The organism is Mesorhizobium sp. P171375, from assembly GCF_057786075.1.
Window position 1 is genome coordinate 5,245,880 of the sequence record NZ_JBYNWF010000001.1, and the last position, 19,326, is coordinate 5,265,205.

The following is a 19,326-nucleotide window of genomic DNA, read 5'->3' on the forward strand; positions in this document are numbered from 1 at the left end:
GGATTGGGCTGGCGGGTGATCCGGGTCACGACCGGATCACCCGCTGCGACGGAAGCCCGTACACCCCTTGGTATAAGCCCGTGGATGAGCAAGGAGCTCCGCCGCATCTTCCATAGCCCGAACGGTTGCAAGGGGTTCGACCCCGCACCAGCAAGGAAGGGATCAGAAGATGACACAAATTGCGCTTCATGTCGGCATCGATGTAGCCAAGGATCGACTGGACATAGCCATTCTGGAAACAGGGGAGTTGTTCACGCTCGACAATGACGAAGCCGGTCATGCGGCCTTGATCGAGCGGCTGTCGGGTAGCGCGATCGACACGATCGGTCTCGAGGCGAGCGGCGGCTATGAACGGGCCGCGCTCAAGGCGCTATGGCGGGAGGGCCTTCCGGTGCGTCGCATCAACCCGCACAGGCTGCGCCAGTTCGCACGGGCAGCCGGCATCAACGCCAAGAATGATCGCATCGATGCACGTCTGATCGCTCGCTTCCTGGCGACACTGCCGGTCCACCCGACCGATCTCGACCCTCGCCTTGAGCTGGTGACCGAACTGGTCACGGCACGGCGCCAGCTCCACGCCGAACTCGGCCGCGTCAACAACCAGCTTGAGCATGTGCGCGATACGGCTCTCCAGCGCCTGGCCAAGCGGCGTGCGACCCGGCTCCATGCCGATATCCTGCTGCTCGACAAACGGATCGCACAGGCGATCGCGGGCGACCGCAGCTTGGCACATCGCGACCGCCTGCTGCGTTCCGCACCCAGCGTCGGCCCGGTTTTAAGTGCCACTCTGATTGCGCTGCTACCCGAACTGGGTCGCTTGTCCAATCGGCAGATCGCCGCTTTGGTCGGGCTTGCTCCCTATGACCACGACAGTGGCAAGCTCAAAGGCAAGCGATCCATCTGGGGCGGCCGAGAGTCCGTCCGCAACGTCCTCTACATGGCTGCGCTCAGCGCCGGAGTGCATAATCCCGTCTTCGCCACCTTCCGCCGGCGCCTGCGTGAAAACGGCAAGCTGGCAAAGGTCGCCATCGTCGCCGTCATGCGAAAGCTCATCACAACCCTCAACGCCATGGTCCGAGACAACAAACCCTGGAGCCCAGCTTCAATCTGAAACACGGTTGCTCATCCGCCTGCCGGCACCTTCTCCCACAAGGGGAGAAGGGAAGTCGTGCCACTCAAAACCGCTCCAGCTTCGCCCGCACCTTCCCCAGAAACGCCGCTCGGCTTTTCGGCGTCGAGGCATCCATCAGATAGTGCGCCAGAAAGAACGTCCGGCAGCGGCGAGCGCACAGCGCCCGCATGCCGCGCAGCAAAGTCTTGCGGCCGGGCTGGCCGACGACGACGCTCCACCAGGTCGGCGCGCCGCAGGTGGTGATGACGCCGACCTTGGTGACATGCGTCATCAGCGACGTGATCCGCCCCTTGCCCGCCGGCAGCTTGAAGGCGACATCGGTCGCCCACACCCGATCGAGCCAGCCCTTCAGCATTGCCGGCAACCCGTACCACCAGGTCGGATAGATGAAGAGGATCGCCTGCGCCCAGGCGAGATGCTCGAAATGCGCCTTCAGCGCCGGATCCTCCGGCGCGCGCTCATTGTAGGCGCGCCGCTCATCGCTTCCCATCACCGGGTCGAAGTTTTCCGCATAGAGGTCGAGCAGGCGCACATCCCAGCCCCGTGCCTTCAGCACGTCGACCGCTGTGTCGCGAATGGCGGCGCAAAAACTTTCGGGCACCGGATGGCAATAGACCACCAGCACACGCATCAGAATTCATCCATCCTGGCCGCGACCTTGGCGAGGAAGGCCGCCCGCGTCTCATCGGTCGACAGGTTCATCGAATAATGCGCGAGGTAGGAGACGGAGGCGCCGGGCTTGATCGTCGCCCGCAGCATCCGTTTGACCAGCCGGCGCGGCGGATCGCCCATCAGCATGGCGCGAAACCGGCCGCCGCCATAGGTGGTGACGGCCGCCAGTTTACGGATGTTGTGCAGCGATGGCTGCGCCTGGCCGTCGACCATCTTGAACGACACTCCGGGCAGAAACACGCGGTCGAAAAAGCCTTTCAGGATGGCCGGAAAGCCATAATTCCAGACGGGGTAGGACAGCACCAGCGCCTCGGCCTTAAGCAGACGCTCGACATAGGGTGCGGCCGGGTCCGCGGGGCTGCGCTGGTTGTGATAGTCCAGCCTCTCCCCGCGCGTCAGCCTGGGATCGAAATCCTCGGCATAGAGATCGCAGTCGTCGACGTCATGGCCGGCCGCCGTCAGCCGCTCGACGATCGTCCGGTGCATGCCGGCGTTGAAGCTGGTCTCCACCGGATGCGCATAGAGGACGAGGACTTTCATGGGAGAATCTCCCCCCTTGAGGGGGAGATGTCGCCGAGGGCGACAGAGGGGGTCGCCGCGCGTGAAGCGCCAACTTTCTCTTTCTTCGAAAGGCCGAACCGCGTCGCGCCAGCCGAACCGACCCCTTCTGGCCTGCCGGCCATCTCCCCCTCAAGGGGGGAGATCCGACGTCGCCGCGGCTTTCGCCAATCGCCAATGGAGCCGGTGGACGGGCGCAAACCTCTCATCACACCGCCTTCTGCAGGCCCTTGAACAAAAAGGTCCGGCCCGAGCGATAGTCATAATCCGGATTTTCCCAGGCGATCATTTTGCCGGGGTTGAGCAGACCTTGCGGATCGGTCTCGCGCTTGAAGGCGAGCTGGATTTCGTCGGTCTGCTTCATGCCGCCTTCTTCCAGCGTGTAGCGATGCGGGTTGAAGATCGGGCAGCCATTCTCCTCATGCAGCCGGATGATCTCGTTGAGCCGCGCCTCTGTGGTGAATTTGACCAGCGGCAAGCCGAAGCAAGTGATGTTGCCGTCGAGCCGCACGAATTCGAGATGCGAGTAGACCTCGCCCGGAAACATCGCATCCATCTTCTCGACCAGCGCCAGCTGGTTGGGAAACGGATAGAGCGACTGCAGATAAGTGATCGCGGGATCGACGCGCAGCGCCCGCAGCGTGGTGTGGTTCCACGCCAGTTCGAAGCCCGGCGGCAGGCCTTTCTTCTCCTCGTCCGTCACTGTTGCCGCATTAAAGATGATTTCGCCGCCGGCGCGACGGGTGAACGCGAGGAAAGCGTCGAGCCCATGCCGGGCAACCATCACGACGCAGATGCTCTGCCCTTCCCTGAAAAACTTCTGGTGCCGCTTGAAATAGAGTTGGGGCACCGGGGCGGCGATCGGCGTGATCAGTTTGGTCAGAATGCCGTCCTGGCAGGCCAGCGCATTGCCGTAGCGGGCTGCCGGCATGAAGCCGTCGAAGCCGACGATCACGTCGATCCACTCATAGGCCGCCGTCAGCGGCATCTCGACCTCGGTGATGATGCCATTGGTGCCATAGGCGTGCGTGACCTTGTGCAGATCCTCGCCGGTGAGTTCGAGAACCTTCGGCTCGGCCTCCATGGTGACGACGCGCAGGCGCAGCACATTGCCGAAATCGCGCAAGCCACCGAAATTGATCGAGCCGACACCGCCCGAGCCGCCGGCGATGAAGCCACCGATCGACGCGGTGTTGTAGGTCGACGGCGACAACCTGAGCTCCTGCCCGGAATGCGCCCGCGTCGCTCTGTCGATGTCGGCGAGGATCGCGCCCGGCCCGGTCACGACGCGGCCCGGCGCGATGGCCTTCACCTCTTTCATCTCAGCAAGGTTGAGCACCACGCCGCCCGACAACGGCATCGCCTGGCCGTAATTGCCGGTGCCGCTGCCGCGCGGCGTCACCGGTATGCCGTGGCGGTGGCAGGCGGCGAGCACGCGGATCAGTTCAGCCTCGTTTTTCGGCGTCACGATCAGGTCGCCGGTGACATGGTCGAGCTGCTGCTTCAGCACCGGGCTGTACCAGTAGAAGTCGCGGCTCTTCTGCTGGACGATGGCCGGATTGTCGTCGAGTTTTATCCCGTCGAGATCGCGTTTGAGCGCCGAAACATCCATCAGTCCACCATCAGTTCGTCGAGTTCGGCATAGTCGGGCAATTGCCGGTCGATCGCCTTGCCGTCGCGCACGACGATGCGATCCGATTCGGGCCGCGACAGCAATTCCGTCCAGCTCCGTCCCTTGAAGATGATGAAGTCGGCGCTGCCGCCGGCAGCCAGCATGCCGAGACCGTCGAGCCGCATCACCTTGGCCGGCGTCGTCGCCACCGTCTGCGGCCAATCGCCGACCGGATGATCGAAATGCAGGGTGCGCGTCGCCATGCGGTAGACCTCCAGCATGTCGAGATCGCCATAGGCATAGAACGGGTCGCGCGTGTTGTCGGAGGCGACGGCGACCGGAATGCCCCTCGCCTTCATCTCGTGCAGCAGTGTCACCCCGCGCCAGCGTGGCGTGGTCTGGTCGGCGCGCCGGTCCTGCAGATAGAGATTGCACAGTGGCAGCGACACCACGGCCAGCCCGGCCTTGGCCACCTTGTCGAGTGTGTCCAGCACGTCGAGGTCCGGCTGGCGCGCCAGCGAGCAGCAATGTCCCACGAGGATGTTACCCTCGAAGCCGTTCCAGAGGGCAGCCTCGGCGATCTTCTTCAGCGAGATCGCCGCGACATCGTCGGTCTCGTCGGCGTGAAAATCGAGATCGAGCCCATGCTTGATCGCCTCAGAAAACACCTTGTCGAGCAGTTCTTCGAGATCCGGCACCATATAGGTGACGACGCCCAGCACGCCCTTGGCGGCAGCGACACGCTTGGCCAGCCTCTCGAACCATTCCTTGTCGCGCACGCCTTCGATACCGAGCAGGCAGGCCGCCTGCAACTCGATGCGGCCGCGCCATGTCTCCCGCATCGACTCGAACACCGGCCAGGAGATTTCTTCCTGCGGCGGCACGCTGTCGAGATGCGTGCGCAACGCCTTGGTGCCGTGCGCATAGGCCGAGCGCAGCGAGAAATCCATGCGCTTCGCTACGTCCTCGGCACTCCAGCGCGCCGCGCGGTCGGCGCCGGTGGCATTGAGTGCGCCCATGAAGGTGCCATCCGGATTGGGCTTGCGCGGCCAGATATGGCCCTTGTCTATATGGGTATGGCAGTCGACGAAGCACGGCAGGATGATGCGGCCGGCAAGGTCGATGGCATCGGCCGGCGCTTTTGATTTCTTATGCGGCGTGATGGCTGAGATCTTGCCATCGGCGACGACGATGTCGGCTAGCGCGAAACCGTCAGTATCGAAGGTAGCAATGAAGCCTGGCGTCAGTGATCGATGAACGCGGACATTGGCAAGATGGTAATAGCCAGAGGTTGGTATCAAGCCGCACCCCCCTCTGCCCTGCCGGGCATCTCCCCCTCAAGGGGGGAGATTAGCAGTTTCGCTGGCAGCGCCCATCTTGCAACCTCGGTGATTGGCGAAATCCCGAATGACATCCAATCTCCCCCCTTGAGGGGGAGATGGCCGGCAGGCCAGAGGGGGGTGCGCCGCGTCGACATCTCGCTCACCTCACGCACCCTACCGCTCCTGCTTCAGCGCGCTCTCGTGCCAGCGCCGCAAGATGAGATGCGACACCAGCGATAGCACCAGGAAGATCACTATGCCGGTGAGCGAAATCAGGATCAGCGCCGCAAACAGCCGCGGCGCGTTGAGCCGGTAGCCGGCCTCGATGATGCGGGACGCCAGCCCCGACGATTGCCCCTGCGCGCCGGCAACGAACTCGGCCACCACGGCGCCGATCAGCGACAGGCCGCCGGCGATCTTCAGCCCGCCGAGAAAATAGGGCATCGCCGCCGGCAACCTGAGATAGCGCAATTGCTGCCAGCGCGTCGCGCCATTGAGCTTGAACATGTCGCGCAGATTGCGATCGACCGAGTTGAGGCCGAGCGTGGTGTTAGACAGGATCGGGAAGAAGGCGACGATCCAGGCGCACAGCAGAAGCTTCACCGTCTGGTTGTTCACATAGATGTTGATCAGAGGGAAGATCGCCACGATCGGCGTCACCTGCAGCACGATGGCGAAGGGGAAGAACGACATCTCCACCCATTTCGATTGCGCAAACAGCACCGCCAGCCCGACGCCGCCGATGACGGCGAGAAGCAGGCTGAGGAAGGTGATCCGGAGCGTCACCAGCAGCGAGGAGAGCAGCAGCCCGGCATCGTCGTAAAGCGTCTGCAGCACGACGCCCGGACGCGGCAGAATGTATTTCGGGATCTCGTTCCAGACGCAGATGCGATCCCAGAACCAGATCGCCAGGATCATGATTGCCAGCGGCAGCACCCACCGGCCGATTCGCTCCAGCCGCTCCTGACGCACGCGGCCCGCCTCCTCCGGATCGAGGGTCAGCACGGGTTGCTCAATGGCCGTCATGGTGCGGTCCGGCTGATGTGTTGATGGCATTGACCAGAATATCCGAGGCTTGACGGCAGAGCGCGGCGTAGTCGGGCGAGGTGCGGAACACCTCGTCGCGCGGATAGGCGGCATCGATTGCCAGCTCGGCGTGGACACGGCCCGGCCGCGCCGCCATGACGACGACGCGGTTGGACAAGAACACGCTTTCGAAGACGCTGTGGGTGACGAAGACGACGGTGAAGCGTTCGTCCTGCCACAGCTCCAGCAGATCGTTGTTGAGCTTGAAGCGGGTAATCTCGTCGAGTGCAGCGAACGGCTCGTCCATCAACAGGATGCGCGGCTTGGTCACCATGGCGCGCGCGATTGAGACGCGCATCTTCATGCCGCCGGAAAGCTCGCGCGGCACGGCATTCTCGAATCCGGTCAGGTGCACCCGCGCCAGCATCTCCGTCACCGCAGGTTCTGCCTTGGCGCGCGAGATGCCTTTTAGCCGCAACGGCAGCCAGACATTGTCGAACACATTGGCCCAAGGCAGCAGCGTCGGTTCCTGGAAGACGAAGCCGATGTTGGCGCGGTCGATCGAACCGCGCCAGTCGAGCACGCCAGAGGTCGGCGTCGACAGGCCGGCGATCAGCCTGAGTGCCGTCGACTTGCCGCAGCCGGACGGCCCGAGCAGGCTGAGAAAATCGCCTTCGCGGATTGTCAGATCGACATCGCTCAGCGCCGTGACGCCGTTGGAAAATACCTTGCCGACGTGGCGCAGCGCCAAAAGCATCGGGCTTTCACCCGATGCCGCCATTGGCGCCTGCGCCATTGTCTCCAGTCTCACGATTACTTCTTCAGCTCGAGCCCGACGCCCTTGTTGATGAAGGCCAGCGTATAGGCCTTCTTGATGTCGATGCCGGGCTGCGCGACCTTGGCCTTGACCATCTTGTCGTAAAAACTCTGAATGCGTGCGTCGGTCATGGCGCCGATGCCGAGCTTTTCCGTATCGCCGGAATCGACCACGCCGAATTTTTTGAGCTGCTCGATCGAGAAGGCGATCTGCTCATCCGTCATGTCAGGATTGTCCTTCTTGATCATGTCGTTGGCGGCCTTGTTGTCGCCGTAGAGGTAGTTGTACCAGCCTTTGGCCGAGCCATCGACGAAGCACTGCACCACCTCCGGCCGCTTGTCGATCGTATCCTGCATGACCTCGACGGTGGTCGCATAGGTCTCCCAGCCATAGTCGGCGAGCAGGAACTGGTTGGGCAGGAAGCCGCCCGCTTTCTGCACCGCGAACGGCTCAGAGGTGACATAGCCCTGCTGGATCGACTTCTTGTTGGCGATGAAGGGCGCCGGGTTGAAAGTGTAAGGCACGCGCTTGGCGGCATCGAAGCCGAGTTCGGTGACCATCCACTGGAAGAAGGTCTGCGCGCCCTCGTCACCCAGAATGTACTGGTCGGCGTTCTTCAGGTCTTCCCATTTGTCCAGCCCCTGCCCCGGTTGGGACATGATGACCTGCGGGTCCTTCTGGAAATCGGCCGCCACCACGCGCATTGGAATGCCTTGTTGCACGGCGTCGAAGGCCGACAAGAGGTTTCCGCCCATATAGAAATCGAGCTTGCCGGCGAGCAGCAGCGGCCGGCCGCTGACCTGCGGGCCACCCTGCGAAATGGTGACATCGAGGCCGCATGCGGCATAGGTGCCGTCGGCCACGGCCTGGTAGTAGCCGCCATGTTCGGGCTCGGCCAGCCAGTTGGTGCCGAAGGTGACCTTCTCGTTCGCCGCAGCCCCTAGCGTGCTGGCTCCAAGCAGCGCGAACGCGACCGCTGAAATCTTCTGTTTTCCGTACATCAACACCACCCTCTGTTGGCTCCGGAGCGTCACGCGCCGGGCTCGACACCATTGGTCCAAGAAGCAAGACACATGCCACCGCCCGGACTGCCTGCTTCACGCGGCAGTCATTGCCAAGACCGGACGGGTCATGCTGTGCGGGAGGCATCGTGCCTATTTTTTGGACGCCTGTCCACAATCGCCCGGGCGACATGCACCACATCTTGAGGGGCAAGCCGTCCGGCCCTAGGCTGGCCGCAGAACCGGAGATTGCCATGTTCAGATTCCTCGCCCCGAAGTCGATCAAGCCGCCTTTCGCCCGCTACAGCCACGGCGTCGAAGTGCCGGCGGGCAAGCGGCTGGTGCTGTGCTCGGGTCAGGTCGCTATAACGGCGGATGACCAGATTCCGGAGGATGCCGGCGCCCAGGCCGAACTCTGCTTTCAAAACATAGCGGCGATTCTGGCTGAAGCCGGGCTCGGGCTTGCCGACATTGTACGCATCAACGCCTACGTCACCGACCGCGCGCATCTGCGGCCCTATATGGATGTCCGCGATCGGCTGTTTGCCAGCCCGGCGCCGGCCTCGACACTGATGATCGTGTCGGGCTTCGCGCGGCCCGAATTCAAGGTCGAGGTCGAGGTGATCGCGGCTCGATGAGAAGTGTCGGAGAAATCTACGAATCGGCCGGCCAATAGTCTAAAGTCACGCAAAGTTAGCGCTGCCCCTCATCCGCCTGCCGGCACCTTCTCCCCGTATCGTGACGGGGAGAAGGGTCTAGCTCAAACGCTGGCGACCCCTCTCCCTGTTCTTCACGGGGGGAGGGTAAGGGTGAGTGGCAGCGCAAACGCCAGATGAATTCCGTTGAGGCATGACATGACCGTTGCAAACAGACGCGTGTGGTGGGGCGATTACCGGACCACCGAATACGCCACGATCGACCCGGAGGCGACCATTGCCGTCCTGCCGGTGGCGGCGATCGAGCAGCACGGCCCGCATCTGCCCGTATCAACCGACACATCGATCATGAACGGCATGCTGGAGACGGTGATCGCCCGCCTGCCAGGCGATCTCGACATCCGCATTCTGCCGGTCCAGGCGGTCGGCAAGTCGAACGAGCATCTGCATGCACCGGGCACGCTCACTTTGCCTGCGACGACCCTGGTCGATGCCTGGACAGAACTTGGCCTGTCCATCGCCCGTGCCGGGGTGAGAAAACTGATCGTCGTCAACTCGCATGGCGGCAATGAAGAGATCATGGGCATCGTCACGCGCGAGCTGCGCGTGCGTGAAAGGATGCTGGCGGTGAAGACCAGCTGGCAGCGCTTCGGCCGCCCGGCCGGCATGTACACCGAGCTGGAAGATCGCCACGGCATTCATGGTGGCGATGTCGAGACTTCACTAATGCTGCATTTCCGCCCGGAGCTGGTCGACATGGGCAAGGCCGACAATTTCGTCTCCAAGGTCGCCCGCGCCGAGACCGAATTTGCGCTGCTGCGCCACACCGGAACGCACGCCTTCGCCTGGATCGCCAGCGATCTCAACCCGAACGGCGTGGTCGGCGATGCCTCGATCGCCACAGCAGAAAAAGGCCGGCTGACCGCGGAGCATCAGGCCGACGGCTTCATCAGCCTGCTCAGGGATGTGCGCAAGGCGAAGCTTGCCGACTGGCTGGCGTAGCGGGCCGCCTTAGCCGTCGATCTTCAACACGAAAGGCGTGCCCTCAAAAGCATCAGCGCCACGCCCGATCGCCTCGATCGCATCAATCATGCGACCTTGGCGTGAGAGCAACGCATCGGCTACCGCGATCAGCCTTGGATTGGGCGTTGCCGATGGCGACAGCTTCCGCAATGTCTGCGCCAATTCCGCCTCGTCGCGCTTCGGGGCGAGCGCCGCCGCGATGATGTAGGCTGAGGCGGTCGAGCGGCTGATGCCGGCGTAGCAGTGCACGACCATCGGCTTGGCGCGATCCCATTTGCGGGCAAAATCGAGCAGATTGCGCACATGGTCTTCACCCGGCATGGTCATGCCGTCCTGCGCCACCGCGATATCGTGCATGACCAGATGCAGGTGGTTTTCCCGCGCAATCGAGGCCGGCCGCATCACCTCGGTGCCGGCGGCAAGCAGCGACAGCACGCGCTCGGCGCCGCTTCTGGCCACCGTCTCCTCGAGCTTGGACAGCGAACAGACATGGATCATCGCGCGATCTCCCTGGCGCTATCGTCGCGCCGTGCGTCCCAGCCGGCAAGCGCCGATTCAAGCCGCTGCCATTCCTCGTCAGAGCCCGGCAATCCCGCGCGTAGCACCTGCGGGCGGTCGGAAAAATGCCGGAGCAGGATGCCGCACTCGCCAAGCGCCGAAAACAGACCGGGCGCATCGCCAAATCGCAGATAGCGAAACAGCGTCGTGCCGCCGGCGACGGGAATGCCAAACCGACCGAACAGCGCATCGAGTCGCGCGGCATCCTCGGCCAGCCGGCGGCGCATGTCGGCCTGCCAGCCGCTGTCGGCAAGCGCGCGGATGCCGTACTCCAGTGCCGGACCGGCGACGGCCCAAGGTCCGAATTGCGTCTCCAGCCTTTCGACCGTCAGCGTGTCGGAAAGCGCAAAACCGAGCCGCAGGCCGGCAAGGCCAAAGAACTTGCCGAAGGAGCGCAGCACGACGATGCCGCCCTGCCCGACATCGCCGGCCAGGCTTTCCACGCGCGGGCCGACATCCATGAAGGCTTCGTCGACCACCAGCAGCCCGCCCTTGGCGCGCAATGCCCCAGCAAGCCGAAGCAGCCTTTCCCGCGAAACGACCCGCCCGTCCGGATTGTTGGGATTGACGACAATGGCAAGGTCGGCACCGGCAAGCGCCTCGACATCCTCGACCTCCGCCACCGCATGGCCGGCGATCGCGGCTGCCCTGGCATGCTCGGCATAGGTCGGCCCCAGCACCAACGCCCGGCCGGGGCTCACCAGCGAGGCGACGCGCGGCAACAGGATCTGCGTGCCCGGGGCTGCTGCAACATGCACCGCCGACGGCGCGCCATAGGCATCGGCGGCGACCTTAGCCAGCTCATGCAGACGCGCCGCTTCCGGCAATCGCGACAGAGCGGTGGCGGGCAGATCGAAAAGCGGGTAGGAGTGCGGATTGATACCTGTCGAGAGATCGACGAAAGGCTGTGGCGCGTGGGGGAAGAGCGCGCTCGCCCGGCCAAGGGATCCACCGTGATCCACCGCAGCAATCGCTCCATCAGAAAGCTTCATGTCGGTCCTGATCGCTTTCCTGTCGCTGGCCATCGAACGCATCCTGGGCTACCCGGACTGGCTGTTCCGTGCCGTTGGCCATCCCGTCACCTGGTTCGGCAGGCTGATAGCCTTTCTCGACCTCCGGCTCAACCGCGACACTGATTCCGACGCGCAGCGTCGTCGCCGCGGCATGCAGGCGCTGCTGGTGATCGTGCTGGTGCCTGCGCTGATCGCCTTCGCGGTGCAAATCCTGCTCTGGCAGCTCTTTCCTGCCGGGATGATCATCACGGCAATTCTGGCCTCGTCGCTGCTGTCGCAAAAGAGCCTCACCGAACATGTCGAAGCGGTGGCCGACGCGCTGGACACCGGCGGGCTGGCGCTCGGCCGCATTGCGGTCGCCCGCATTGTCGGCCGCGATCCGGAAAAGCTCGACCACGCCGGCGTCAGCCGCGCCGCGATCGAAAGCCTGGCCGAGAATTTTTCCGACGGCATCGTCGCACCCGCCTTCTGGACCGGCGTCTGCGGCTTGGCCGGCGGCGTCGCCTACAAAGCCGCCAACACCGCCGATTCGATGATCGGCCATCGCACGCCGCGCCACGAGGCCTTCGGCCGGGCAGCGGCACGCTTCGACGACTGGATCAACCTGCCGGCCTCCCGGCTGGCCGCACTGCTGATCGTTGCCGCGGCCTTTCTTGTCGACGGCGCCGATCCCCGCAACGCCTGGGAAGCGGTGCGGCGCGACGCCAAAAAGCACCGCTCGCCCAATGCCGGTTGGCCGGAGGCGGCGATGGCCGGCGCGCTCGGCCTGGCATTGGCGGGACCGCGCAGCTACGGCGGCGTTGTCGTCGAGGATGCGTTCATGGGCGAAGGCGGCCGTCGCGAGGCGGAGAGCCTGGACATCAGGCGGGCGTTGAAACTCTACCAGGTCGCCGACTATCTGCTGATCGCGCTGTTCGGGTTGCTCTCGGCGGCGCTGATCGCGATGACGTTCTGAGAGCTTCACCCTCCCCTTCCTTCACCCTCCCCCTTGGGGAGGGTCGGCGCGAAGCGCCGGAGTGGGGGACAGTGCCCTACGAGAACCCCCACCCCGATCCGCTTCGCGGATCGACCTCCCCACAAGGGGGGAGGGTAAGAAACCGCACAAGGCGGAAGGATAAACCCCTAAAACTCGATCCCCTGCTGCGCTTTCACGCCCGCAGAAAAATGATGCTTGGTCACGCTCATTTCCGTGACAAGATCCGCTGCCTCGACCAGCGCCGGCTTGGCGTTGCGGCCGGTGACGACGACATGCAGGCCTCCGCGCCGGGCCTTTAGGGCCGCCACGACCTTGTCGAGATCGAGATAGTCGTAGCGCAGCGCAATGTTCAGTTCGTCGAGCACCACAAGGCTGATCGACGGATCGGCGATCAGTTCCTGTGCCTTGGCCCAGGCCGCTTCTGCCGCAGCGATGTCGCGCTTCAGATCCTGCGTTTCCCAGGTGAAACCTTCGCCCATCGTGTGCCAGACGACGCGGTCGCCGAACGCGGCGAAGCCATCCTTTTCGCCGGTGTGCCATTTGCCCTTGATGAACTGCACGACGCCGACGCGCTTGCCATAGCCGAGCATGCGCAGCGCCAGGCCGAAGGCAGCTGTGGTTTTGCCCTTGCCGGGTCCGGTGTTGACGATGAGCAGTCCCTTCTCGACCGTCTTTTCGGCAACCTCGGCGTCCTGCACCGCCTTGCGCTTGGCCATCTTGGCGCGGTGGCGTTCCTCGTCTGTTGCGTCGATGTCGGTCATCATTTCACCTTGAGTGGCAGCCCGGCCACCATCAATAGCACCGTATCGGCAATTGCCGCGACCTGCTGGTTGAGCCGGCCGGCGGCATCGCGGAACCGGCGTGCCAGCGCATTGTCCGGCACGATGCCTTGTCCGACTTCGTTTGAGACAACGAACCACAGTCCGCGCGGCTGCGAAAGCACATCGGCCAACCGCCGGCATTGCGCCTCGAGATCATGATCGGCCAGCATATGATTGGTCAGCCACAGCGTCAGGCAATCGACGAGCACCGGCTGGTTGTCGGGCAAGGCCTCGAGCGCGCCGGCAAGATCGAGCGGCGCATCGATGGTCGTCCAGCCCTCGCCGCGTCGCGACCGATGCAGCGCAATGCGCGCACGCATCTCATCGTCATAGGCTTCAGCGGTGGCGATATAGGCCCATGACGGCGGCAACGCCGTCACCAGGGTTTCGGCGTGCGCGCTCTTGCCGGAGCGCGCACCGCCGATGATGAAGGTCAAACTGCGATCAGGCAAAGCTGTCGCGCAGGCTGGTCGCGGTGCCGGTGAAGCGCCCGCGCACCACGCCGATAACGGCGCCGAGCACCAGCCAGAACACCAGATTGGTTACTGTCACCGCCACCACGAACTGGTGATGCAGGCCTTCGGGGATCGGCGTCTCGAAGCTGTCCGGCTGCGGCGCGCCGACAATATGCGGCGCCACGATCAGGGCCACGGCCAGGATCGCCAGCGGCAGCGATTTGCGGAAGGCGATCAGGCCGAGACCGGCCGCGGTCGCCGCCACCGTTGCCCACCACCAGATCTGGCGCTGGGTGAGGTCGGCCGCCGGCATCGCCGGCAGTTCCGGCGGCAGGCCGAGGCCCGGCGCCAGCGTGAACACGGCAAAGCCGGCCAGACCCCAGAACACGCCCTGGCGCCAGTTGCCGATGCCGCCGGCGAATTCGGAAACCGCCACCAGGACCAGCGCGAAACCGATGCCGGTGACGATATTGGCCAGCACGCTGAAGGCGAAGCGCTCGAAGCCGTCGGCCGGTGCCCAGCCTTCGTCCTCCGCCGGTGCGGCTGCTTCAGCCGGTGCGGGTGCTGCGCTGCTCATGGCATTGGTGTCCGTAGCGTTGGCGGCGGGCGCTGCGGCATGCTCATGTTGATGGCCACCGCCGGCCTGTTCGAAGACTTCCGCCTTCAGGATGAGCGGCACGGTGGCATAGGCCTGCATGCACGCGAGAACGACGCCGGCCACGAGCCCGGCGATCGCCGCGACGAACACGACGTTGCGAAACAGATTCATGATGTCAGGTCCTCGTCAGTGGCAGGGAAACGCCATCGAATGGCGATAGTCGTGCGCGGCATTGTGGACCGCATCGATATGCGAGAAGCCGACAACGCCGATGACGAAAATGCCCAGAAACGCGCTAAGCACGAGCTGCATGAAGCGCGACTGCGAGGAGACGGAAGCGCCGAGGGAGACGGAAGCGGTATTCATATCTTGTCCTTTCGCCCTCCACCCGAGGGCATCGAAGTCAGTTCCCTGTCGCCGGCAGGTCTCCTGGCTCGCGGATCAGCGCCCTTCCCCACCTTCCCGAAGAAAAATCCTCAGTGGCTTGGAGAGGACTACCGCACACAGTTGCGGGGGCAGCCACGGCATTGGGCAACAAGTCAGCCCTCACCGCATTCCCTCTTGGTCCCTAACGGAACCGACGACATGCGTGACTATAGGCTGAAACAGCCGCATCCGGCAAACCAAATTCCGCCGGCCAACAGCGCGAATGCGCCATGCGGCGTTACGGGTTCAAGGCGGTGATCCGCTCGGCAACCAGCCGCTGCAGCCGCCACAGATGGCGGTCGTGAATGCCGCGCTCCTCCAGATTCTTCACCGTGTTGTAGAGATAGTCGGCGCCCGACCCCCAGTGCCCGCAGGATGTGGCCAGCCGCTCGACGACCTTCGCCTCGTCGAGCGGACCGGAATAGGTCAGGCCGTTGCGATTGATGACGAAAGCCAGCGCCCTGAGCGGACCGGCCTCGCTTGCAAGCTTCAGCATGCGCGGCCGGTAGCTTGTCGGCTTCAGCGTGACTTCGCGTCGGAACAGCCGGCCCAGTTGCTGGCGCCTGTTGTCGTCGGCCAGCCGGAAGGCAACGCCTTTGCACTGTCCGCCGCTGTCGAGTGCCATCATCAGGCCGGGGCTTTCCTTGGTGCCCCGCCAGCGCGTCATGTTCATGCAAAAGGAGCGGTGCCAGCCGCGCGCCAGGGCGACACGGTCCTCGACATAATCAATTTCCGGTTTCCAGATCAGCGAGCCATAGCCGAACAGCCACATCGGCTCGGTGTCCGGAAGCTCGGCCTGCAATTCATCCAGCAGCGAATCATAGTCGCTGTCATCCAAATGCATCGAGTCCGGATCCGGCCCGGGGTCCCTGATCTCGCGCCAGCAGCGCGCGACCAGCTCCGGCGTAAGCGACATCTGTCGTGCGGCCAATTTCCACCCCCCAATGTGCCGATATGATTATGCGCCGCGCCCCAAACCGGCAATGCCGCACCCTGATTGACAAACGATTTGCCGGGGTGTCGGCTGGCGTATACCGGAGGAAGCCAGCCATGCAACCCAGCCCGAGCCAGCGCGACCCCTATAACGGCCTGACGAAGGCCGAGCCGACGCTGGCGTCCTCGGCCTATTGGGACGCCGGCGCCTACCAGCGCGATCTCGACGCCATCTGGTACAAAAACTGGCTGCTCGTCTGCCGCGAGGCTGACCTTGCCCAGCCTTTGGCGTTCAGGACATTTCGTGTCGGCACGCAGGAAATTGTCGTGCTACGCGACGACACCGGCGAACTGCGCGCCTTCCACAACACTTGCCGGCATCGCGGCTCGCAGCTTTGCCAGGAGAGCGAGGGCCGGCTGAAGGCGCGGCTGATCACGTGCCCCTACCACGCCTGGTCCTATTCGCTGCGCGGCGATCTCGTGCGCGTTCCCTCGAAATCGCTGCCCGACGGTTTCGACAAGGCCGATCATCCGCTCTATCGGGTGGCGCTGTCGGTCTGGCGCGGCTTTGTCTTCATCAACCTTGCTGAAAGCGTCGACGGTACGGCTGCGTCATCCTTCGATCCGGCTTCCGGCAACCTCGGCAACTGGCCGCTGGAAACGCTGGTATCAGGCCATGTCCTGCGCAAGGTGATGAATTGCAACTGGAAGATCTTTTGGGAGAACTTCAACGAGTGCCTGCACTGCCCTGGCGTCCACAAGGACCTGTCGCGGCTAGTGCCGATCTACGGCCGCGGCCTGATGAGCCGGCACGACGACCCCGACTGGGTCCGCCATGCCGACAATGACGCGCCGGAGTTTTCCGGCGGCTTGCGCGCCGGCGCCGAGACCTGGTCGCGCGACGGCCATGTCCATGGCCCGGTCTTCTCCGGCCTGACGCTGGCCGAGCGTGCAGCCGGCCAGACCTATGCCACCAGCCTGCCGTCGATGTTCATCGTCGGCCATGTCGACTATGTCAGGACCGTACGGCTCACACCGCTCGGCCCCGAGCAGACCGAACTCACCGCGGAATGGCTGTTCGCGCCGGAGGCGCTCGCTGAGACCGACATCGACAATGTCGTCGCCTTCGGCACCCAGGTGCTGGAGGAGGATGCAGCGATCTGCGAGGTCAACCAGAAAGGCCTGCGCTCGATGCGCCACCAAGCGGGCGTGCTGATGCCTGAGGAATACGATCTGCATCGCTTCCACAACTGGGTGCGCGAGCGCCACGCAGCGCTCTGATCAAAGCGACTTCGGCAGATAGCGCCAGGTGACGAAAGCCGCAGGCCGCGGCCTGCAGGCCGAGCGTGACGAAAACCGAGCCCAGGCCGAAAAACGCCAGCACCACCGAATAAACCAGTGGCGGCAAAAAGCGAATTCGGCCAAAGCCTTTCCGGCTCTGACCTAAAGCGCCGCCTCATGCAGCCGCGACGCGAGCGATGCGAGCGCGCACGGCCTTCTTTTGTCCGGTGCAACCGTGATAGTCGTCTTCAGGGGCTGAATCAGATTACGAGACCATGAGCATCCAAACGCCGATCGCACCTGTTCCGGATCAACCGAAGCGCATCGTCGCCATCGACGTCCTACGCGGCATCGCGTTGATCGCCATGGCCAGCTACCACTTCACCTGGGATCTCGAAAATTTCCACTACACCGATCCCGGCCTTACCGCCGTCGGCTGGTGGAAGATCTATGCGCGCTGCATCGCTTCGACCTTCCTGTTCCTGGTCGGCGTCAGCCTGTTTCTCGCCCATGGCAGGCAGATCCGCTGGAACAGTTTCTGGAAACGCTTTGCCATGGTCGCCGTGGCGGCCGCCGCCATATCTGCGGTCACATACTTCGTCACGCCGGGCAGCTTCATCTTCTTCGGCATCCTGCATGAGATAGCGCTGGCCAGCCTGCTTGGCCTTCTGTTCCTGCGGCTGCCGTCATTTTTGACGCTGGTCGTGGCGGCAGTGGTGATCGCAGCACCCCTCTATCTCCGATCCGAAGCCTTCGATCATCCGGTGTTATGGTGGGTCGGCCTGTCGGCAATCAACCCGCGCTCCAACGACTATGTGCCGCTGTTTCCCTGGTTCGGCGCCGTGCTTGTCGGTATCGCCACGGCAAAACTAGCCTCCACCACCGGCGTTCTGGCGCGGCTGGCGACGCTGACGCCTGGAAGCTGGGCCAAGCCGTTCACCTTCATCGGCCGCCACAGCCTGGCGTTCTACCTGATCCACCAGCCGCTGCTGTTCGGCTGTGTCTGGCTGTTCTCGCAAATCTCGCCGGCGCCGGTCGAGACAAGGGAAGTGGTCTTCCTCAAGGAATGCCAGGTATCCTGCGAACAGCAGCGCGACACGGAGTTCTGCGCCAGCTATTGTGTGTGCATGCTGGACACGCTGCAGAGCGAGGCAGCATTCGACCGGCTCTACAATGGCGACCAGACACCGGAGTTCAAGGCGCATCTGAGCGACCTCGCCGGCATCTGCACCGCCAAGACGGAGGAGAGCCCGATGACGCAGGGAGGGCAACAATGACCGACAAGCTGCCGGCAAAAGCTGGGCCATCGAAATCAGGGCTGATTCCCTGGCCGCCGCTGATCTACTGCGCCGCCATCGCCATCAGCATCGTGCTTGGCCTCTTCTATCCCCTGCCCTGGATCGGCGACCTCCTCGGCGACCTCCTGTTCGCGGCCGGCTTTGTGGTGCTGTTTGCCGTCGCCGCGCTCTGGTTCACCGCCATCCGCGCCATGATGCGCGCCAGGACCACGATGAATCCCAATGGCGTGCCGGAGCATCTGGTGACGTCAGGCCCGTTCGGCGTCACCCGCAACCCGATGTATCTCGCCAACACGCTGATGCTCATCGGCGTCGCCTTCGTTTCAGGGATCGTATGGTTCCTGCCGCTGGCCCTGATCGCAGCCTTCGCCACCCAAAAGGTCGCGATCGAAAAAGAGGAAAAAGTTCTGGCCGCCAAATTCGGCAAGAAGTACCGCGACTACGCCAAGCGAGTCAGGCGCTGGATCTGAGACGGAGCAGCTCGCGGACCAAAGGCGATCGCTCGAGTTCGGATTGATAATTCAGCGAACGTTAGCGCTGCCCCTCATTGTCCTGCCGGACATTTCTCCCCGTATAGTGACGGGGAGAAAGGGCCCTTTGGCTGAAGGTTTCGCCAATTGTCTGCGTTGCAGAAAAGCGCCGGCGCCTCGTTCAGCCCCTTCTCCCCGTCACTATACGGGGAGAAGGTCCCGGCAGGGGGATGAGGGGCAGCACCGACCTTCGGAAGTTTGAACCAATAGCCTGCGCAGCGACCCTCAGGTATTAACCCCCAGTTCCACCAACCGCTCGACACAAGACTCCTCCGCCTGGTCGAGCTCCGCCAGCGTCTCCTCAAGGTCGCGCCGCTTCTGGCGCAAATCCTCGCGCTTTTCCTCGATGCGCTTGATCATCAGGTTGAGTTGACCGACCTCGCCGGGCGGCTCCTTGTACATCTGGATGATTTCGCGGATCTCGTTGATCGAGAAGCCGAGCCGTTTTCCGCGCATGATCTGGCGGATCAGATGCCGGTCCGAAGGGCGAAACAGCCTGGTGCGGCCGCGCCGCACCGGTTGCACCAGCCCCTCATCCTCGTAAAAGCGCAGTGTGCGCGTCGACACATCGAATTCGCGCGTCAGCTCGGTGATCGTATAATATTCCCGCATCATTGC

General features: G+C 63.7%; 22 protein-coding genes and 1 riboswitch. Of the genes, 7 read left to right on the forward strand and 15 right to left on the reverse strand.

Annotated elements, in window-relative coordinates; translation table 11 throughout:
- Nucleotides 1-169 precede the first annotated feature (169 nt).
- Nucleotides 170-1,111: an IS110 family RNA-guided transposase gene (locus ACYHH6_RS25560; protein ID WP_352593346.1), complete on the forward strand. Its 942-nt coding sequence runs from the start codon at nucleotides 170-172 to the stop codon at nucleotides 1,109-1,111.
- A gap of 64 nt (nucleotides 1,112-1,175) precedes the next feature.
- Here the strand turns inward: ACYHH6_RS25560 and ACYHH6_RS25565 are convergent, their stop codons facing one another.
- The 7 genes from ACYHH6_RS25565 to ACYHH6_RS25595 all read right to left on the reverse strand — a co-directional run bounded on the left by ACYHH6_RS25565 (nucleotide 1,176) and on the right by ACYHH6_RS25595 (nucleotide 8,140).
- On the reverse strand, nucleotides 1,176-1,763 hold the full coding sequence (locus ACYHH6_RS25565) for an NAD(P)H-dependent oxidoreductase (RefSeq protein ID WP_352593343.1): 588 nt from the start codon (nucleotides 1,761-1,763) through the stop codon (nucleotides 1,176-1,178).
- Nucleotides 1,763-2,344, reverse strand: coding sequence for an NAD(P)H-dependent oxidoreductase (locus ACYHH6_RS25570; RefSeq protein ID WP_352593340.1), 582 nt, complete (start codon nucleotides 2,342-2,344; stop codon nucleotides 1,763-1,765). Before ACYHH6_RS25570 ends, ACYHH6_RS25565 begins: the two co-directional genes overlap by 1 nt.
- A gap of 226 nt (nucleotides 2,345-2,570) precedes the next feature.
- A complete protein-coding gene (locus ACYHH6_RS25575) occupies nucleotides 2,571-3,974 on the reverse strand; it encodes an FAD-binding oxidoreductase (protein WP_352593337.1) in 1,404 nt (467 codons plus the stop codon).
- The gene (locus tag ACYHH6_RS25580) at nucleotides 3,974-5,275 is read right to left on the reverse strand and encodes a cytosine deaminase (RefSeq protein ID WP_352593334.1); all 1,302 of its coding nucleotides are present in this window, start codon (nucleotides 5,273-5,275) and stop codon (nucleotides 3,974-3,976) included. The genes ACYHH6_RS25575 and ACYHH6_RS25580 overlap by 1 nt, the downstream gene beginning before the upstream one ends.
- Nucleotides 5,276-5,470: 195 nt before the next feature.
- On the reverse strand, nucleotides 5,471-6,322 hold the full coding sequence (locus ACYHH6_RS25585) for an ABC transporter permease (RefSeq protein WP_352593331.1): 852 nt from the start codon (nucleotides 6,320-6,322) through the stop codon (nucleotides 5,471-5,473).
- On the reverse strand, nucleotides 6,309-7,118 hold the full coding sequence (locus ACYHH6_RS25590; RefSeq protein WP_435053493.1) for an ABC transporter ATP-binding protein: 810 nt from the start codon (nucleotides 7,116-7,118) through the stop codon (nucleotides 6,309-6,311). The genes ACYHH6_RS25585 and ACYHH6_RS25590 overlap by 14 nt, the downstream gene beginning before the upstream one ends.
- 17 nt (nucleotides 7,119-7,135) lie before the next feature.
- Nucleotides 7,136-8,140, reverse strand: a complete 1,005-nt coding sequence (locus ACYHH6_RS25595; RefSeq protein WP_352560181.1) for an ABC transporter substrate-binding protein — start codon at nucleotides 8,138-8,140, stop codon at nucleotides 7,136-7,138.
- Nucleotides 8,141-8,394: 254 nt separating this feature from the next.
- Here ACYHH6_RS25595 and ACYHH6_RS25600 point away from each other — a divergent pair, with 254 nt between their 5' ends.
- On the forward strand, nucleotides 8,395-8,778 hold the full coding sequence (locus tag ACYHH6_RS25600) for a RidA family protein (protein WP_352593326.1): 384 nt from the start codon (nucleotides 8,395-8,397) through the stop codon (nucleotides 8,776-8,778).
- 216 nt (nucleotides 8,779-8,994) lie between these two features.
- Nucleotides 8,995-9,798, forward strand: coding sequence for a creatininase family protein (locus ACYHH6_RS25605; protein ID WP_352593323.1), 804 nt, complete (start codon nucleotides 8,995-8,997; stop codon nucleotides 9,796-9,798).
- A gap of 9 nt (nucleotides 9,799-9,807) precedes the next feature.
- Here the strand turns inward: ACYHH6_RS25605 and ACYHH6_RS25610 are convergent, their stop codons facing one another.
- Both ACYHH6_RS25610 and cobD read right to left on the reverse strand, forming a co-directional pair.
- Nucleotides 9,808-10,317: a tyrosine phosphatase family protein gene (locus tag ACYHH6_RS25610; protein ID WP_352593320.1), complete on the reverse strand. Its 510-nt coding sequence runs from the start codon at nucleotides 10,315-10,317 to the stop codon at nucleotides 9,808-9,810.
- Nucleotides 10,314-11,369 (reverse strand): threonine-phosphate decarboxylase CobD, encoded by a 1,056-nt coding sequence (gene cobD / locus ACYHH6_RS25615; RefSeq protein WP_352593367.1) that lies wholly within the window; start codon nucleotides 11,367-11,369, stop codon nucleotides 10,314-10,316. The genes ACYHH6_RS25610 and cobD overlap by 4 nt, the downstream gene beginning before the upstream one ends.
- On the opposite strand from cobD, the gene cbiB reads away from it, so the two are divergent.
- Nucleotides 11,368-12,345, forward strand: coding sequence for an adenosylcobinamide-phosphate synthase CbiB (cbiB, locus tag ACYHH6_RS25620; RefSeq protein WP_352593317.1), 978 nt, complete (start codon nucleotides 11,368-11,370; stop codon nucleotides 12,343-12,345). The two genes, cobD and cbiB, sit on opposite strands and share 2 nt — an antisense overlap.
- A gap of 167 nt (nucleotides 12,346-12,512) precedes the next feature.
- Here cbiB and cobO read toward each other — a convergent pair whose 3' ends face one another.
- The 5 genes from cobO to ACYHH6_RS25645 all read right to left on the reverse strand — a co-directional run bounded on the left by cobO (nucleotide 12,513) and on the right by ACYHH6_RS25645 (nucleotide 15,597).
- The gene (gene cobO, locus ACYHH6_RS25625) at nucleotides 12,513-13,127 is read right to left on the reverse strand and encodes a cob(I)yrinic acid a,c-diamide adenosyltransferase (RefSeq protein ID WP_352593314.1); all 615 of its coding nucleotides are present in this window, start codon (nucleotides 13,125-13,127) and stop codon (nucleotides 12,513-12,515) included.
- Complete coding sequence (gene cobU, locus ACYHH6_RS25630) at nucleotides 13,127-13,639, reverse strand: bifunctional adenosylcobinamide kinase/adenosylcobinamide-phosphate guanylyltransferase (protein ID WP_488500481.1); 513 nt, start codon at nucleotides 13,637-13,639, stop codon at nucleotides 13,127-13,129. The genes cobO and cobU overlap by 1 nt, the downstream gene beginning before the upstream one ends.
- A complete protein-coding gene (locus ACYHH6_RS25635) occupies nucleotides 13,632-14,411 on the reverse strand; it encodes a CbtA family protein (RefSeq protein WP_352584300.1) in 780 nt (259 codons plus the stop codon). The genes cobU and ACYHH6_RS25635 overlap by 8 nt, the downstream gene beginning before the upstream one ends.
- A gap of 15 nt (nucleotides 14,412-14,426) precedes the next feature.
- A complete protein-coding gene (locus ACYHH6_RS25640) occupies nucleotides 14,427-14,606 on the reverse strand; it encodes a CbtB domain-containing protein (RefSeq protein ID WP_112565177.1) in 180 nt (59 codons plus the stop codon).
- Nucleotides 14,607-14,642: 36 nt separating this feature from the next.
- Nucleotides 14,643-14,837: riboswitch (cobalamin riboswitch) on the reverse strand.
- A gap of 67 nt (nucleotides 14,838-14,904) precedes the next feature.
- Entirely contained in the window at nucleotides 14,905-15,597 is a 693-nt protein-coding gene (locus ACYHH6_RS25645; RefSeq protein WP_352584299.1) for a gamma-glutamylcyclotransferase, read from the reverse strand.
- 119 nt (nucleotides 15,598-15,716) lie between these two features.
- On the opposite strand from ACYHH6_RS25645, the gene ACYHH6_RS25650 reads away from it, so the two are divergent.
- From ACYHH6_RS25650 to ACYHH6_RS25660, 3 genes are all read left to right on the forward strand, one after another.
- On the forward strand, nucleotides 15,717-16,880 hold the full coding sequence (locus tag ACYHH6_RS25650; RefSeq protein ID WP_352584297.1) for an aromatic ring-hydroxylating oxygenase subunit alpha: 1,164 nt from the start codon (nucleotides 15,717-15,719) through the stop codon (nucleotides 16,878-16,880).
- Nucleotides 16,881-17,155: 275 nt separating this feature from the next.
- Complete coding sequence (locus ACYHH6_RS25655) at nucleotides 17,156-18,157, forward strand: acetyltransferase domain-containing protein (RefSeq protein ID WP_352584295.1); 1,002 nt, start codon at nucleotides 17,156-17,158, stop codon at nucleotides 18,155-18,157.
- Complete coding sequence (locus tag ACYHH6_RS25660; RefSeq protein ID WP_192257611.1) at nucleotides 18,154-18,648, forward strand: methyltransferase family protein; 495 nt, start codon at nucleotides 18,154-18,156, stop codon at nucleotides 18,646-18,648. Before ACYHH6_RS25655 ends, ACYHH6_RS25660 begins: the two co-directional genes overlap by 4 nt.
- Nucleotides 18,649-18,933: 285 nt before the next feature.
- On the opposite strand, the gene ACYHH6_RS25665 is transcribed toward ACYHH6_RS25660, so the two are convergent.
- The gene (locus ACYHH6_RS25665; RefSeq protein WP_112565167.1) at nucleotides 18,934-19,320 is read right to left on the reverse strand and encodes a MerR family transcriptional regulator; all 387 of its coding nucleotides are present in this window, start codon (nucleotides 19,318-19,320) and stop codon (nucleotides 18,934-18,936) included.
- Nucleotides 19,321-19,326: the final 6 nt, after the last annotated feature.

Excerpts from the sequence above, each read along its gene's own strand:
- ACYHH6_RS25595 (WP_352560181.1), bottom strand. The coding sequence starts at position 8,140 with ATGTACGGAAAACAGAAGATTTCAGCGGTCGCGTTCGCGCTGCTTGGA.
- cobO (WP_352593314.1), bottom strand. The coding sequence starts at position 13,127 with ATGACCGACATCGACGCAACAGACGAGGAACGCCACCGCGCCAAGATG.
- ACYHH6_RS25600 (WP_352593326.1), top strand. The coding sequence starts at position 8,395 with ATGTTCAGATTCCTCGCCCCGAAGTCGATCAAGCCGCCTTTCGCCCGC.
- ACYHH6_RS25575 (WP_352593337.1), bottom strand. The coding sequence starts at position 3,974 with ATGGATGTTTCGGCGCTCAAACGCGATCTCGACGGGATAAAACTCGAC.
- ACYHH6_RS25650 (WP_352584297.1), top strand. The coding sequence starts at position 15,717 with ATGCAACCCAGCCCGAGCCAGCGCGACCCCTATAACGGCCTGACGAAG.
- ACYHH6_RS25665 (WP_112565167.1), bottom strand. The coding sequence starts at position 19,320 with ATGCGGGAATATTATACGATCACCGAGCTGACGCGCGAATTCGATGTG.
- ACYHH6_RS25660 (WP_192257611.1), top strand. The coding sequence starts at position 18,154 with ATGACCGACAAGCTGCCGGCAAAAGCTGGGCCATCGAAATCAGGGCTG.
- ACYHH6_RS25605 (WP_352593323.1), top strand. The coding sequence starts at position 8,995 with ATGACCGTTGCAAACAGACGCGTGTGGTGGGGCGATTACCGGACCACC.
- cbiB (WP_352593317.1), top strand. The coding sequence starts at position 11,368 with ATGTCGGTCCTGATCGCTTTCCTGTCGCTGGCCATCGAACGCATCCTG.
- cobD (WP_352593367.1), bottom strand. The coding sequence starts at position 11,369 with ATGAAGCTTTCTGATGGAGCGATTGCTGCGGTGGATCACGGTGGATCC.
- ACYHH6_RS25610 (WP_352593320.1), bottom strand. The coding sequence starts at position 10,317 with ATGATCCATGTCTGTTCGCTGTCCAAGCTCGAGGAGACGGTGGCCAGA.
- ACYHH6_RS25640 (WP_112565177.1), bottom strand. The coding sequence starts at position 14,606 with ATGAATACCGCTTCCGTCTCCCTCGGCGCTTCCGTCTCCTCGCAGTCG.
- ACYHH6_RS25565 (WP_352593343.1), bottom strand. The coding sequence starts at position 1,763 with ATGCGTGTGCTGGTGGTCTATTGCCATCCGGTGCCCGAAAGTTTTTGC.
- ACYHH6_RS25560 (WP_352593346.1), top strand. The coding sequence starts at position 170 with ATGACACAAATTGCGCTTCATGTCGGCATCGATGTAGCCAAGGATCGA.
- ACYHH6_RS25590 (WP_435053493.1), bottom strand. The coding sequence starts at position 7,118 with ATGGCGCAGGCGCCAATGGCGGCATCGGGTGAAAGCCCGATGCTTTTG.
- ACYHH6_RS25570 (WP_352593340.1), bottom strand. The coding sequence starts at position 2,344 with ATGAAAGTCCTCGTCCTCTATGCGCATCCGGTGGAGACCAGCTTCAAC.
- ACYHH6_RS25655 (WP_352584295.1), top strand. The coding sequence starts at position 17,156 with ATGAGCATCCAAACGCCGATCGCACCTGTTCCGGATCAACCGAAGCGC.
- ACYHH6_RS25635 (WP_352584300.1), bottom strand. The coding sequence starts at position 14,411 with ATGAATCTGTTTCGCAACGTCGTGTTCGTCGCGGCGATCGCCGGGCTC.
- ACYHH6_RS25585 (WP_352593331.1), bottom strand. The coding sequence starts at position 6,322 with ATGACGGCCATTGAGCAACCCGTGCTGACCCTCGATCCGGAGGAGGCG.